The organism is Streptomyces pristinaespiralis, assembly GCF_001278075.1.
GTDB classification, from domain to species: Bacteria; Actinomycetota; Actinomycetes; order Streptomycetales; family Streptomycetaceae; genus Streptomyces; species Streptomyces pristinaespiralis.
In genome coordinates this window covers 5,384,455-5,397,200 of record NZ_CP011340.1, presented here as the reverse complement: position 1 = coordinate 5,397,200, position 12,746 = coordinate 5,384,455, and the positions used below count along the sequence as shown (strand labels likewise).

The 12,746-nt window shown below is 70.0% G+C and carries 14 protein-coding genes; 4 read left to right on the top strand and 10 right to left on the bottom strand.

Translation table 11 applies throughout. The annotated features are described in order from the left end of the window. Positions 1-6: 6 nt before the first annotated feature. From SPRI_RS22980 to clpS, 6 genes are all read right to left on the bottom strand, one after another. Positions 7-285: a MoaD/ThiS family protein gene (locus SPRI_RS22980; RefSeq protein WP_005317011.1), complete on the bottom strand. Its 279-nt coding sequence runs from the start codon at positions 283-285 to the stop codon at positions 7-9. Positions 286-372: 87 nt separating this feature from the next. After that, positions 373-504 (bottom strand): putative leader peptide, encoded by a 132-nt coding sequence (locus SPRI_RS39450; protein WP_307706644.1) that lies wholly within the window; start codon positions 502-504, stop codon positions 373-375. A 167-nt stretch (positions 505-671) separates the two neighbouring features. Continuing rightward, the gene (locus tag SPRI_RS22975; RefSeq protein ID WP_005317009.1) at positions 672-1,094 is read right to left on the bottom strand and encodes a M67 family metallopeptidase; all 423 of its coding nucleotides are present in this window, start codon (positions 1,092-1,094) and stop codon (positions 672-674) included. Positions 1,095-1,174: 80 nt separating this feature from the next. Further along, positions 1,175-2,623: an amino acid permease gene (locus SPRI_RS22970; protein WP_005317008.1), complete on the bottom strand. Its 1,449-nt coding sequence runs from the start codon at positions 2,621-2,623 to the stop codon at positions 1,175-1,177. Between the two features lie 308 nt (positions 2,624-2,931). Continuing rightward, positions 2,932-3,525: a DUF2017 domain-containing protein gene (locus tag SPRI_RS22965; protein ID WP_037774547.1), complete on the bottom strand. Its 594-nt coding sequence runs from the start codon at positions 3,523-3,525 to the stop codon at positions 2,932-2,934. Then, positions 3,525-3,821: an ATP-dependent Clp protease adapter ClpS gene (clpS, locus tag SPRI_RS22960; protein ID WP_037774545.1), complete on the bottom strand. Its 297-nt coding sequence runs from the start codon at positions 3,819-3,821 to the stop codon at positions 3,525-3,527. Before clpS ends, SPRI_RS22965 begins: the two co-directional genes overlap by 1 nt. A gap of 109 nt (positions 3,822-3,930) precedes the next feature. Here clpS and SPRI_RS22955 point away from each other — a divergent pair, with 109 nt between their 5' ends. Beyond that, positions 3,931-5,259, top strand: a complete 1,329-nt coding sequence (locus tag SPRI_RS22955; RefSeq protein ID WP_005317000.1) for a nicotinate phosphoribosyltransferase — start codon at positions 3,931-3,933, stop codon at positions 5,257-5,259. 199 nt (positions 5,260-5,458) lie between these two features. Then, positions 5,459-6,043, top strand: coding sequence for an isochorismatase family protein (locus tag SPRI_RS22950; protein WP_005316998.1), 585 nt, complete (start codon positions 5,459-5,461; stop codon positions 6,041-6,043). A 114-nt stretch (positions 6,044-6,157) separates the two neighbouring features. Here the strand turns inward: SPRI_RS22950 and SPRI_RS22945 are convergent, their stop codons facing one another. Together SPRI_RS22945 and SPRI_RS22940 are read right to left on the bottom strand one after the other, a co-directional pair. Continuing rightward, a complete protein-coding gene (locus SPRI_RS22945) occupies positions 6,158-6,472 on the bottom strand; it encodes a hypothetical protein (RefSeq protein WP_005316997.1) in 315 nt (104 codons plus the stop codon). 122 nt (positions 6,473-6,594) lie between these two features. Further along, positions 6,595-9,012 carry an immune inhibitor A domain-containing protein gene (locus SPRI_RS22940; protein WP_005316996.1) on the bottom strand — a complete coding sequence of 806 codons (2,418 nt, stop codon included), beginning with the start codon at positions 9,010-9,012 and terminating at the stop codon, positions 6,595-6,597. Between the two features lie 380 nt (positions 9,013-9,392). Here SPRI_RS22940 and SPRI_RS22935 point away from each other — a divergent pair, with 380 nt between their 5' ends. Then, positions 9,393-9,695, top strand: coding sequence for a hypothetical protein (locus SPRI_RS22935; RefSeq protein WP_005316994.1), 303 nt, complete (start codon positions 9,393-9,395; stop codon positions 9,693-9,695). Here the strand turns inward: SPRI_RS22935 and SPRI_RS22930 are convergent. Together SPRI_RS22930 and SPRI_RS22925 are read right to left on the bottom strand one after the other, a co-directional pair. Continuing rightward, positions 9,681-10,418: an RDD family protein gene (locus SPRI_RS22930; protein WP_005316993.1), complete on the bottom strand. Its 738-nt coding sequence runs from the start codon at positions 10,416-10,418 to the stop codon at positions 9,681-9,683. The two genes, SPRI_RS22935 and SPRI_RS22930, sit on opposite strands and share 15 nt — an antisense overlap. Positions 10,419-10,502: 84 nt before the next feature. Then, entirely contained in the window at positions 10,503-12,041 is a 1,539-nt protein-coding gene (locus SPRI_RS22925; protein ID WP_037774544.1) for an RDD family protein, read from the bottom strand. A gap of 224 nt (positions 12,042-12,265) precedes the next feature. Here SPRI_RS22925 and SPRI_RS22920 point away from each other — a divergent pair, with 224 nt between their 5' ends. Continuing rightward, positions 12,266-12,736: an SsgA family sporulation/cell division regulator gene (locus tag SPRI_RS22920; RefSeq protein ID WP_005316991.1), complete on the top strand. Its 471-nt coding sequence runs from the start codon at positions 12,266-12,268 to the stop codon at positions 12,734-12,736. Positions 12,737-12,746: the final 10 nt, after the last annotated feature.

The window sequence follows — 12,746 nt, the reverse complement described above, 5'->3', positions numbered from 1 at the left end:
CAGCGATCAGACCATGCCGCCGGCGACGGCCGGCAGGATCGTGACGCTGTCGCCGTCGGTGAGCTTGGTGGAGATGCCGTCGAGGAAGCGGACGTCCTCGTCGTTCAGGTAGACGTTCACGAAACGGCGCAGCTGCTCGCCCTCGACGATGCGCTCCTGGATGCCGTTGTGGCGGGACTCGAGGTCGGCGAAGAGCTCGGCGAGGGTGTCCCCGTTGCCCTCGACGGCCTTGGCGCCGCCGGTGTAGGTGCGGAGGATGGTCGGGATGCGGACCTCGATGGCCATGACGTGGGCTCCTGTTGTGGAAGGTGGCGTAGGGGCGCGCGGCTGTGGCCCCCGCGCGAGGGGGTGTGGCTGGAGTGCGCTGTTCCGTCAGGCTGTGCCGTGGGAACGACAGGGCGCGGCCGTACACATCGCACTGGCGAGGCGGCACAGGTCGACGTGCAGCCGCGCCACGAGCAGCAGAGTGCTCGGCGTCTTGTCGCTCACGTCATGGGGAACCATGCGCTCATCGTATCGATTCCCCGTCCGCTCCCCGGAGTGTGATCTCGCATGATGGACGATGTCCGCTCAGGATGCGGACCGGGGCGCCCGGAGGGGAGATCGTCCCGCCCTGCGCCAAGGGTGCGCGGCGCGGCGGGACCTGCTTGTCGGGCGCCCGCGGCGTGGGCTCAGTACGCCTCGACGACCTTCACGTCCTCTTCGGTGATCTCGCCGTCCACGATGCGGAACGAGCGGAACTGGAAGGGCCCGGCGTCGTCGGTGTCCGCCGTGGAGACCAGGACGTAGTGGGCCCCGGGCTCGTTGGCGTAGCTGACGTCGGTGCGGGACGGGTACGCCTCGGTCGCGGTGTGCGAGTGGTAGATGATCACGGGCTCCTCGTCCCGGTCGTCCAGCTCGCGGTAGAGCTTGAGCAGATCGCCCGAGTCGAACTCGTAGAACGTGGGCGAACGGGCCGCGTTCAGCATCGGGATGAAGCGCTCGGGGCGGCCGGAGCCCTCCGGTCCGGCGACGACGCCGCAGGCCTCGTCGGGGTGGTCCTCGCGGGCGTGGGCGACGATCTGGTCGAAGAGGGCCTGGGTGATGGTCAGCATGAGCCACAGGATAGGCAGACGGCCTCCGGATCCGAGATCCGGAGGCCATCAGGTGAGACAGGCGGTGGACAGCGCCGTCGTCAGTCGGACGCGGCCGCGTACTCCCGCTGCTTCCGCTCGGCGATCCGCGGGTTCTTCCGCTTCAGCATCTGCCAGCCGACGGCGAGGCCCAGGGCCCAGACGGCGGCGACGTACAGGGAGATCCGGCCCGCCTCGTCGAACGCGACCATGCCGGTCACGCCGATCAGGAAGAGCAGGGCGACCCAGCTGAAGACCGCGCCGCCCGGGGCCGGGAAGGACGAGGCGCGCAGCCGTCCCGCGTCCACCGCGGAGCGGTAGCGGATGTGGCTGACGAGGATCATCATCCAGGTCCAGATGCCGGCCGCGGTGGCGACGGACACCACATAGCCGAAGGCCTTCTCCGGGACGATGTAGTTGAGGACCACGCCGATGCCCATGAGGGTGACGGAGACCGCGATGCCGACCGCCGGGGTGCGGCGGCTGTTGAGCTTGCCGAGCGCCTGCGGGGCCTCGCCGTTGGAGGCGAGGTCGCGCAGCATCCGGCCGGTGGAGTACATGCCGGAGTTGCAGGACGACAGGGCCGCGGTGAGCACGACGAAGTTGACGATGCCAGCGGCGAGCGGGATGCCGATCTTCTCGAATGCGTGCACGAAGGGGCTCTCGCCGGCGGAGAACTCGGTCCACTTCACGACGGAGAGGATCACGATCAGGGCGCCGACGTAGAAGATGATGATGCGCCAGGGCAGCGTGTTGATCGCCTTGGGGAGGGTCTTCTCCGGGTTCTCCGACTCGCCCGCGGTCACACCGACGAGCTCGACGGCGAGGTAGGCGAACATGACGCCCTGCAGGGTCATCAGGCTGGAGCCGATGCCGTTGGGGAAGACGCCGTCGTAGGACCAGAGGTTGGAGACGGAGGCGGTGTCACCGGCGTCGGAGAAGCCGAGGGTGAGGACACCGAGGCCGATCACGATCATGCCGATGATCGCGGTGACCTTGACCATCGAGAACCAGAACTCGACCTCGCCGAAGATCTTCACCGAGATCAGGTTGACGCCGAAGAGCACGACCAGGAAGACCAGTGCGCTGACCCATTGCGGGATCTCGGGGAACCAGAAGTGGATGTAGATGGCCGCCGCGGTGAGCTCGGCCATGCCGGTGACGATCCACATCAGCCAGTACGTCCAGCCGGTGACGAAACCGAAGAACGGGCCGAGGAACTCCCGTGCGTACTCGGCGAAGGAGCCGGAGACGGGCCGGTACAGGAGCAGCTCGCCGAGCGCTCGCATGATGAAGAAGATGACGACGCCGGCGAGGGCGTACATCAGGATGATGCTGGGTCCGGCCTTGGCGATGTTCGCGCCGGCTCCCATGAACAGGCCCACGCCGATGGCACCGCCGATGGCGATCATCTGGACCTGACGGCTGCCGAGTCCGCGCTCGTAGCCCTCTTGCGAAGTGTTGCCCCCGGCCTCGTCGCCGGTGTGATTGTCGACCTGCACCGAGGTCATGGTGATGCGCCTTTCTCCATGCCGATCCGCTCCCGCTGCGTCGAGCGGCCGCGGATCAGGTCCTGATCCCCCCGGATATGGATGGAGTGCCTCCGGCGGTCGGCCGGACGGGGCGCACTCGGGAGACAGGGGTGGCGTTCCCCGAGCGGTCGTGAAGATCTATCACGCCCGCAACGGTGATCCCCGCGATGGAAAGTGGTGCAGGCCACACGGAAATACAGACAAATGGCGCGCCGGGTGAGGAACGGTGACGATCCATTGACGGGATCGTTATCCGGATTTGAGACTCCGTTGAGCGAACGGACCGCTCAGGGCATCAAGGTCTCGACGAGCGTCTCCTGGAGGGCGCCGAGCCACAGGTACGCCATGACCATCGGCTTGCGCGGGTCGGAGTCCGGAAGGCGGTAGAGGTCCTCGTTCTCGTCCTCGTCGCCGACGTCGAGACGGGTGCCGATGGTCAGCCGCAGGTCGTTGAGGGCGCCGAGCCAGTGCAGGCAGTCGTCGGCCGACAGCTCCAGCACCGCACCGCCGTCACCCGCCGGAGTGAGGGCGTCGAGGCTGCGCACGACGGCGAGGGCGTCCTCGCGTTTACGCGTGCGCAGGTCGTTCTCGGTGAACCGCCGGAACTCGGAGGAGGCGGCCCTCAGCTCCTCGTCGGGGGTCCCGGCCTCCGGATCGGCGTAGGCCTCGGGGAACAGGCGCGCGAGCGCGGGGTCGGACGGGGGCTCGCTCGGCCCCTCCGCGAAGAGGGCCGCCAGCGGGTCCGCCCCCTCGGCCGGCTCGTCGCCCGGCCCGATGAGCTCGAGGAGCTGGACGGCGAGGGAGCGCAGGATCGCGATCTCGACCTCGTCCAGGGCGACCGCGGCCCCGCCGCCGCCGCGCGGCTCGAAGTGAGAGCTCATCAGCCGCGGTCCTGGGTGAGCGTGGCCCACAGTCCGTATCCGTGCATCGCCTGCACGTCACGCTCCATCTCCTCGCGGGTACCGCTGGAGACGACGGCGCGCCCCTTGTGATGGACGTCGAGCATCAGCTTGTGCGCCTTGTCCTTCGAGTAGCCGAAATAGGCCTGGAAGACGTAGGTGACGTAGCTCATCAGATTGACCGGGTCGTTGTGCACCAGAGTCACCCAGGGCACATCGGGCTCGGGGACGGCGTGCGCCTCCTCCGCCGACTCCGGTCGTTCGATCTCTACGGGCATAGTCACTCAACCCATGCTGCCACCCGGGAGGCCGTATCGCACAAACGCCCCCCGGCCCGTCGGAACCACATCTCGTCAGATTGACGAGATGTGCGCTAGCATCAGCGTCATGAACACAGCAGACCTTGGGCTGCCGGTGGACGTGCCGTCGACCGCGCTCTTCACCGATCAGTACGAGTTCACGATGCTGCAGGCGGCGCTGAAGGCCGGCACGGCCGAGCGGCGGTCCGTCTTCGAGGTATTCACCCGACGCCTGCCCGAGGGCCGCCGCTACGGCGTGGTCGCCGGGACCGGCCGCGTCCTGGACGCCGTGGAGAACTTCCGCTTCGACGCGGGCGTCCTCGGCTTCCTGCGGGAGCAGCACATCGTCGACGAGCCCACGCTCCAGTGGCTCTCCCGCTACCGCTTCAGCGGCGACATCTGGGGCTACCCCGAGGGTGAGGTGTACTTCCCCGGTTCGCCGATCATCCGGGTCGAGGGCACCTTCGCCGAGTGCGTGCTGCTGGAGACCGTGATCCTCTCGATCCTCAACCACGACTCCGCGATCGCCGCCGCGGCCTCACGGATGTCGGCCGCCGCGGGCGGACGCCGGCTCATCGAGATGGGCGCGCGCCGCACCCACGAACTGTCGGCGGTCGCCGCGGCGCGCGCCGCGTACGTCGGCGGCTTCGACTCCACGTCCGACCTGGCGGCCGGCTTCCGCTACGCCATCCCCACCGTCGGCACCAGCGCGCACGCCTTCACCCTGCTGCACGACAGCGAACGCGGCGCGTTCCAGGCACAGGTCGACTCACTCGGACGGGGGACGACGCTGCTGGTCGACACCTACGACGTGGCCGAGGCCGTCCGCACGGCCGTCGACATCGCCGGTCCCGAGCTCGGCGCCGTCCGCATCGACTCCGGCGACCTGCTGCTCGTCGCGCACCGGGTGCGCCAGCAGCTGGACGAGCTCGGGGCCGTCGACACCAAGATCGTCGTCACTTCCGACCTCGACGAGTACGCGATCGCCTCCCTGGCCGCCGCGCCGGTCGACGCCTACGGCGTCGGCACCCAGCTGGTCACCGGCAGCGGCCACCCCACCTGCTCGATGGTCTACAAGCTCGTCGCCCGCGCCCGGTCCACGGACCCCGGGGCGCCGCTCGAGCCGGTCGCCAAGAAGTCCCTGGGCGGCAAGATGTCGGTCGGCGGCCGCAAGTGGGCCGCGCGCCGTCTCGACGCCGAGGGGATCGCGGAGGCCGAGGTCGTCGGCGTCGGCGAGGTGCCCGCGGAGCTCGCGGAGCGGCAGCTGCTGGTGGAGCTGGTCAAGGGCGGCGACGTCGTCGCCCGCGAGCCGCTGGACGCGGCGCGCGCCCGGCACACCGCGGCACGGGAGGGCCTGCCGATGTCGGCCATCCAGCTCTCGCGCGGCGAGGCGGTCATCCCGACCGAGTACGTGTGAGCCGTCCGGAATGAACCACCCGTAAAGGGGCAGGGAGCACGACGACCCGCCCAGCGGGCGGCAAGCCCCTCCCGTACGGCGTGGCGAGTGTCTACGCTCAGTAGTTCTGTTCGCCACTGGTTCTGTGCGCCGGCGGTCACGTGCCGCTCGTCCGCCCCTTCCGTCCGCTACTCCGCCATCCCACCGAAGGACACCCGCCATGCACCGCGCCTTGATCGTCGTCGACGTTCAGAACGACTTCTGCGAGGGCGGCAGCCTCGCGGTGGCGGGAGGTGCCGATGTCGCGGCCGCCATCACCGACCTGATCGGCCACGCCCAGCCCGGCTACCGCCATGTGGTCGCCACCCGCGACCACCACGTCGAGCCGGGCGACCACTTCTCCGACCACCCGGACTTCGCACGCTCCTGGCCGCCGCACTGCGTGGCCGGCACGGAGGGCGTGGGCTTCCACCCGAACTTCGCCCCGGCCGTCGCTTCCGGCGCGATCTCCGCCGTCTTCGACAAGGGCGCGTACGCGGCGGCGTACAGCGGCTTCGAGGGGACGGACGAGAACGGCACGACCCTGGCGGAGTGGCTGCGCGCCCGCGACGTCACCGAGGTGGACGTCGTCGGCATCGCGACCGACCACTGCGTGCGGGCGACCGCGCTGGACGCCGCGCGGGAGGGCTTCCGGACGAACGTCCTGCTGGGGCTGACGGCGGGAGTGTCGGCGGACTCGACGGCACGGGCGCTGGAGGAGATGCGCGGGGCGGGCGTCGAACTGTCGGGCAAGCCGGTGGTGTGAGGCCGGGGCACGGCCCGCAGCCCCGGCCGGCCGGGGCAGCGCTCACGGCCGGCGGCCGTGAGCGGCCCCGCACGGAGGGAAGCCACCGGTCACGGAAAGCGCACCGGCGGCGCGCTACGCCGGGCGGGCCGGACGGAGAAGGGCTCGGGCCGGGTGCCAGAGCTCCGCGCCCGCGTTCTGGTCAGGACGCCACAGCAGCCCGTCCGGATGGTGCAGGACCGCCGTGATCTCGTCCGGTGTCGGCGGCTCCGCGTTCCCCCGCAGGTACACCGCCCTGAACCCGAGATTCCGCAGCCGGGTCAGCGCCCTGGCGCGGTTCGCCGCGTGGACCAGGAAGCGGACCGTCGCGCCGCCCCCGGCCGGACTCGGCAGGCTGATCGCGACGACGACGCTGCCGCCTGGCAACTTGCAGAAACCTCCGCCGGGCATGCGGAACCACTCCCCCGTGAGTCACTGTCAATAAGAACCTCGGTCAGACGCACCTAAACACGATCGGCCGCCGCCCGCTAGAGGGCGACGGCCGATCATGCTTTGACCTGGGGTGTTACGGATTACTTGGTCGACGGACCAACATTGATGGTGATCGTCCGGCCGCTCAGCGGCTCCTTGACGATCGAGATCTTGGTGTTGGTGTCAGTTACCTTGACGCTGCCCGTCGGGTTCTCCGGGTACCAGTAGACGCCCTTGCGGTCGTCGAAGACCGGGTTGCCCCGCTGGGACGCGATCCAGTGCGGCTTGTCCGCGTTGTGCAGCCAGAAGCTGTCCGTGCGGTACCGGCTGAACGTCGAGTCGAACGTCTGGATCTTGTTGCGCAGCACCGTGCCGTCGGACCACTTCAGCGGCTTGGCGTGCGCGTCAACCGGAAGGATCAGACCCTGGCCGTGGTGGGCGCTGGTGTTGTTGTCCTTCTGGGAGGTGTCCCACTGCCAGATCATCAGACCGTTCTGGTAGGGGTAGTGCTCGACCCAGTTGTCGCGCGGCGCCTTGAAACCGAAGTTGTACGGGCCGACCTCGAGAGTCTGGTCGTACGACACGTACTGGCGGTTCTCGGCGATGTAGTACTGCTCGTACTCGAGCGTGAAGGACTCACCGATGCGGTTGAAGCCCTTCGCGGTCCAGCCGTCGACCTCGCCCTCGGCGTTGTCCGAGAAGACGGGGGCGCCGTCGGCCTTGATCGTGATGGCGTCGGCCGTGAAGCCCTTGCCCGCCACGCCGCCGTCCGTCTGGTAGCGGAAGCGGACGTCGACCTTCTGGCCCGCGTAGGCGTCCAGCGCGTAGACGAGCTTCTTGTGACCCTCGGACGGGCCGGTCAGCGCCGGCTTGTCGCCCGCGTCACGGGTGATCGCCTTGCCGTCGGCCGTGCCGTCCACCGGCGTCCAGTTGGCGCCGCCGTCCGTCGAGACCTCCGCGTAGAGGTAGTCGTAGTCGGCCTCGATGTCCCACCAGCCGTCGAGCTCCAGCGAAGCGGACGACTTGCCGGTGAGGTCCACCGAACGGGACAGAGTGTTCTTGAGGTCGTCACCCATGTCGCTCCACCACTGCTTGGAGCCCTCGGAGGGCTTCACGACAGTCGTGGTGACGGGCTTCTTCGGCAGCTCGACGACGAGCGCCTGCGGCTTGTCGGTGTTGTACGCCGACACGCCGAGGGTGTGGGTCGACTTCGTCGCGGCCTTGGCCGTCTCGTAGTTGAGCCAGCCCAGCTGCAGCTTGTCCCAGGCGGTCATGTCGCCGGGGAGGTCGCCGATGGAGTCCTTGCCGGTGCCGAGCCAGGAGCCGGCCGACATCAGGGTCCAGTAGCCGGTCGAGTTCTCGCCGCCGCCGGAGGTGTCGTAGTGGTCCGGCAGACCGAGGTCGTGACCGTACTCGTGGGCGAAGACACCGAGGCCGCCGTTCTCGGGCTGCATGGTGTAGTCGCCGACCCAGATGCCGGTGTTGCCGATCTGGGTGCCGCCGGACTTGTTGTTCTCCGGGCCGGTCTTGCCGGCGTCGGTGCCGTACGCGTACCAGCGGTGGGCCCACAGGGCGTTGGTGCCCTCGGCGCCGCCGCCCGCCGACTCGTCCTCGCCCGCGTGGACGATCTGGAAGTGGTCGATGTAGCCGTCGGCCTCGTTGAAGTTGCCGTCGGCGTCGAAGTCGTAGCGGTCCCACTGGTCGTACTCGGCCAGCTGCGCCTTGATCTCCGCGTCGGTCTTGCCCTTGGCCTTCTGGTCGGCGGCCCAGGCGGTCACGCCGTCCCTGACCGTGTCCCAGACGTTGGCGCAGTTGGTCTGACCGCAGTAGTTGGAGCCGTAGCGGGCCTCGTTGTAGTCGACCTTGACCCAGTCGGAGACGGCGCCGTCGACCGAGTAACGGCCGGACGAGGTCTTCTCGTAGTAGGTCTTCAGCGACTGCTTCGGCTGCCCGTTCTCGTCCTTGCCGGTGCCGAAGTACAGGTCCTGGAAGTGCTCCTGGTTGTAATCGGCCTGCCAGGCGGTCGAGTTGTCCTTCGACCTGTCCGGCTCCGCGATCTGGTTGTGCAGCGGGCCGGGCGTGCCGCCGTACTTCTTCACCGGCGGCTTGGGGCCGTCGGCGCCGTCCGGGTCGAACATCGTCGTGTCGTCGACCTTGTCGCCGAACTCCACGAGGATGGTGAAGATCTTCTCGGTCTTCTCCCGGGCGAGCTCGACGTACTTCTTGTCGTCGAGCTTGACGACCTTGGAGCCGCCGCGCTGCTGCACGGTGGCGTCGCCGGATATGACCTGCTCGAGGGCGGCCTGTCGCTGCTCCTCCTGCTGCTTGCTGAAGGGACCCTCGAGGTCGTGCTCGACATGGCCCTTGTGCGGTGCCGGGTCGTGCCGCTCGATGCCCGCAGGGTCCGCCGGCTTCTGGCCGTCGGCCTGCGCACTGGTGAACGCCGATGCGGTCGCGGTCGTCGCGGCAAGGGCCACGAGCACCGCGGACGCTCTGAACGTCCGTCGCTTGCTGGTCACTTGATGGTGTCCTCCCCCGCGTTCCGTCGCTGCTGCGGACAGGGTTGTGGGGTCGTCCGCGTGCGCGGTATACGCGTCTCAAGTGACGACATTCGACCGGAGTTGGGGAAGAAAAGACAGTCCTTGACTTGGACAGGCCAACTACACTATGCGGGTGCAGGGCCCCGGTATGCGGACGATGGGAAATCAGGACAAGAGGCGCACATTTTTCGCCACTTGGCGGGTCGAGTGACCCTGTGCGCCCCCCATGCACCGGCACCGTGCGTTAGGTCACGCTTACTGCCGGTTCCCCGGGGGCATCCACCGTCGTAGAGTCTGCTGTCAGTGCGAACTGTCCCCAAGGCTCCGGCCCTGCCCCTGTCCATAGGACGGATACCGTCATGCCGCGTCCGACTGCCGCACAGCTCGCCTACGGTTCGGCCACCGTCGTCCTCTCGACCGTCGCCCTCCTGCTGCTGACCCGCGCCACCGACGGCGTGGCGGTCGCCGCGATCGGCATCGCCTCACTGGCCCTGGGACTCCTGGTCGCGCTCACGCCGTCCCTGCGTCACCGGGCCGCCCCGCCGCGGGCCGCCGCGCCGCCCGCGGCCCCCGCCTCCGACCCCCTCACGGCCGGCACGTCCGCGGCCCGCCCCCATGCCGGGGCGGAGGCCAGGGTCGGCCAGCACTCACTGCGCCGCTGAGACCACGACCGTCTTGCCCGCCTTGTCGTGCAGTCCCTGCCGGTAGGGCTTGTCGACGAGCACCGTGATGATGATGACGAGCCACCAGATGCAGTAGCAGCACACCAGCGCGGGCACCCAGAGCACGAGGGCGCGCAGAAGTGAGGAGCCGACGTCCGGCACCCGGCCGTCGTTGAGCATCGCGACCCGCAGCTTCATGATCTTCTTGCCGACGGTCCGCCCGTTGTACTTCGCCGTCATGAGCGTGTCGTAACCGACGTACGCCACAAGGGAGATCAGCGACCACAGCCACTGCTCCCCGGAGTTCATCCGGTCGGTGACCTCGTCCCAGTCCTCGCCGCCGGTGGCCACTTCGATGCCGCCGAAGGCCAGGGAGATGAGGAACAGCGGCACGAAAACAATGATCATGTCGATGAGCCGGGCCAGCACCCGTTTGCCGAAACCCGCCAGCGGCGGCATGCCCGCGAGCGGGTCCGCACCACCGTAGGGGCCGCCGTAGGCCCCCGCGTCGTACGGAGGCGGCCGCTCGCCACCGTACGGACCGCCCGTGCCGCCCGGCCCTCCCAGGGGAGAGTCATAGGGCGAACTGCCGCCGGAGCCGGGAGCGCCCCCGGACGGCGGAGTCGGTCCGCCCGGTTCCTGGGGCCCCTGCGGCTCCTGTGGCTTCTTACGGAACGGATCGTCGTCGGGCGACTGTCCGGGCGGCGGCTGGTCGTTGCTCATGGGGGCAGTGCACCCCGGGCCCATGAGCCCCGCAACGGCTCACAGGCGTTCGGGGGACCCCCGGGAACCGTACGGCCGGACGGGTCAGCCGGTCACGAACGTGTGCGCCGTCTTGTCGTGCCAGCACTGCCGCCACGGGCGGTCGAACAGGCACCAGAGCACGTTGAGCACCCCGACGACGAGGACGCCGAGCAGGCTGTAGAGGAGCCAGCGGCGCAGGGCGGCGCCGAACGTCGGCGGCTCATGGGTCTCGATGTCCAGGACCTGGAGGCCGCAGAGCTTCTTGCCCACCGTCCGGCCCCACTTGGCGGTCGGCAGTGACTCGTACAGCACGCCGAGGACGAGCAGGGCGCCGAGGACGATGCCGAGGTGACCCGCCGTGGTGCCGTCGACCAGCCAGACGGTCACCGTCCTTCCGGAGAGCTTCGCCGCCTCGATCTTCTCGTCGATGTGTGCGCGTGCCTGTGCGACGACGGGGACGGCCACGGCGCCGACGAGCGCGCCGAGCAGCACCGTGTCGATCAGGCGGGCGGCCAGGCGCTTGCCGAGGCCGGCGGGCCGGGCGGCGGCCTGCGCCTGCGCGGCGGCGAGGAACGGGTCGTTGACGGGGGGCTTCCACGGAAGGACGGGCTCGCCCTCCGCGGGGGCCGACGTCTGCGCCAGCTGGTGCACCTGCTGCGGCCAGGAGGCGGCGCCACCGCCGGTGCTGCTGGTGACCGGCGGCTGGGGCTGCGCGGGCGCCTGCTGCTGAGGCAGAGGCTGGGGCTGGGCCTGCGGCTGCGCCTGCGGCGGGGTGGCGGCGGACTGCGGGGCGGGACGGGACGGGTCCTGCCGGGTGGGGTCCGCCTCCGCGGGCCTGCCGACCGCCCGCATCGTCATCGTGCCGTCGGCCTGCCCCGGTCGCTGGGCCCGGATGGTGACGGTGTTCTCCGCGGGCTGCTGAGGGTTCGGGGTGCGGCGGACCGGTGGCTCCTGTGCGGCCGGCCGGGCCTGGTCGGGAGAACCCGCCGCGCCGCCGGGGCGGAGCGCGCGGATCGCGACCGTACCGTCCACCGGCGGCTCGCCCGTGGCGGACGGGCCGAGGGGGCGGACACCGCCGGGGATCTCGTCGTCCGCGGGGCCGGTCCGGGGCGCGGCGGAGCGCATGCCGGGCAGCCTGCCGCCGGTCGGGTCGGCGGACGGCTCCGGCGTCGGGGCGGCCGCGGCGGGACGGCGCGGATCGGACGGCGCGTCACCGGCGGCCGGCCGGTCGGCCGTACGGGGATCGCCGCCCCACGAGACGCGGTTGTCGAGGTCGCCGCCGAAACCGGACTGGCGTGAGGTGTCGGCCTGCCAGGCGGTGGCGGGCTCCGGGCGGGCGGGCTCGTCCGACGGCTCCTCGTCGAGGAAGACCGGTCCGGTCTCCTCCACGGAAGGCGCGGGCTGGGCGGACACGGCGGGCGCGGAAGCGGCGGCCGACGCGGGCGGGCCGGGCATCGCCTCGCCCGACTTCGGGGCGGGCCTGCTCGTACCGGGAACCCATGCCGCGCCGTTCCAGTACCGGACATATCCGGGAATGGACGGGTCCGGGTAGTAGCCGGGTGTGGGGCTGCCGTCGCCGGTTGCCGGGGTTGGGGCGCTCATCACCGTGGTCCCGTATCTCTTCGATGCCTCAATTCGAGGGACCACATCTATCAGACCCTCGCGCACCCCTGGGCCGGTCCTGCCGTAACGACCACTTTCAGGTCACAGGAATGTCACGGAAAGTTATGTGCGGAAGTCGCGTAATGCCATCGGGGGTAGCCGCTCTCTTCCCGTGAGGCCCACTCACCGGGCCGCCCGAGAAGGCGTGACGGAAGGAAGAGATCATGCACACGGTGGTGGAACGCGAACTCGAGTTGAACCTGGTGCTGTCGCCCGAGCGCAGCATCCCCGTCCCCGCCCGGCTGGCCTACCGCGCCGACGACCCCTATGCCGTGCACATCGTCTTCCACGTCGGCTCCAGCCACCCCGTCAGCTGGACGTTCGCCCGGGAGCTGCTCGTGGAAGGGGTGTTCCGGCCGTGCGGCACCGGCGACGTGCGTGTCTGGCCGTCGAAGAACGACGGCCGCAGCGTCATCCTCATGGCGCTGAGTTCACCCGACGGTGACGCGCTGCTGGAGGCGCCGTCATCGGCGGTGTCGGCCTGGCTGGAGCGGACGCTGCGGGTCGTGCCGCCCGGGACCGAGACGGCGGCGCTCGGCATCGACGAGGCCCTGGCCGCGCTCCTCGCACCGGCCAGGACCGACGAACTGCGGGCGCACGGCTCCTCCGGCGACCCGCAGGACGGCGACGCGTGAGCGGCGCGGT

What these genes read in the sequence shown, in the direction of transcription:
- SPRI_RS22980 (WP_005317011.1), bottom strand. Translation starts at nt 285, where the DNA reads ATGGCCATCGAGGTCCGCATCCCGACCATCCTCCGCACCTACACCGGC.
- SPRI_RS39450 (WP_307706644.1), bottom strand. Translation starts at nt 504, where the DNA reads ATGGTTCCCCATGACGTGAGCGACAAGACGCCGAGCACTCTGCTGCTC.
- SPRI_RS22975 (WP_005317009.1), bottom strand. Translation starts at nt 1,094, where the DNA reads ATGCTGACCATCACCCAGGCCCTCTTCGACCAGATCGTCGCCCACGCC.
- SPRI_RS22970 (WP_005317008.1), bottom strand. Translation starts at nt 2,623, where the DNA reads ATGACCTCGGTGCAGGTCGACAATCACACCGGCGACGAGGCCGGGGGC.
- SPRI_RS22965 (WP_037774547.1), bottom strand. Translation starts at nt 3,525, where the DNA reads ATGAGCTCTCACTTCGAGCCGCGCGGCGGCGGCGGGGCCGCGGTCGCC.
- clpS (WP_037774545.1), bottom strand. Translation starts at nt 3,821, where the DNA reads ATGCCCGTAGAGATCGAACGACCGGAGTCGGCGGAGGAGGCGCACGCC.
- SPRI_RS22955 (WP_005317000.1), top strand. Translation starts at nt 3,931, where the DNA reads ATGAACACAGCAGACCTTGGGCTGCCGGTGGACGTGCCGTCGACCGCG.
- SPRI_RS22950 (WP_005316998.1), top strand. Translation starts at nt 5,459, where the DNA reads ATGCACCGCGCCTTGATCGTCGTCGACGTTCAGAACGACTTCTGCGAG.
- SPRI_RS22945 (WP_005316997.1), bottom strand. Translation starts at nt 6,472, where the DNA reads ATGCCCGGCGGAGGTTTCTGCAAGTTGCCAGGCGGCAGCGTCGTCGTC.
- SPRI_RS22935 (WP_005316994.1), top strand. Translation starts at nt 9,393, where the DNA reads ATGCCGCGTCCGACTGCCGCACAGCTCGCCTACGGTTCGGCCACCGTC.
- SPRI_RS22930 (WP_005316993.1), bottom strand. Translation starts at nt 10,418, where the DNA reads ATGAGCAACGACCAGCCGCCGCCCGGACAGTCGCCCGACGACGATCCG.
- SPRI_RS22925 (WP_037774544.1), bottom strand. Translation starts at nt 12,041, where the DNA reads ATGAGCGCCCCAACCCCGGCAACCGGCGACGGCAGCCCCACACCCGGC.
- SPRI_RS22920 (WP_005316991.1), top strand. Translation starts at nt 12,266, where the DNA reads ATGCACACGGTGGTGGAACGCGAACTCGAGTTGAACCTGGTGCTGTCG.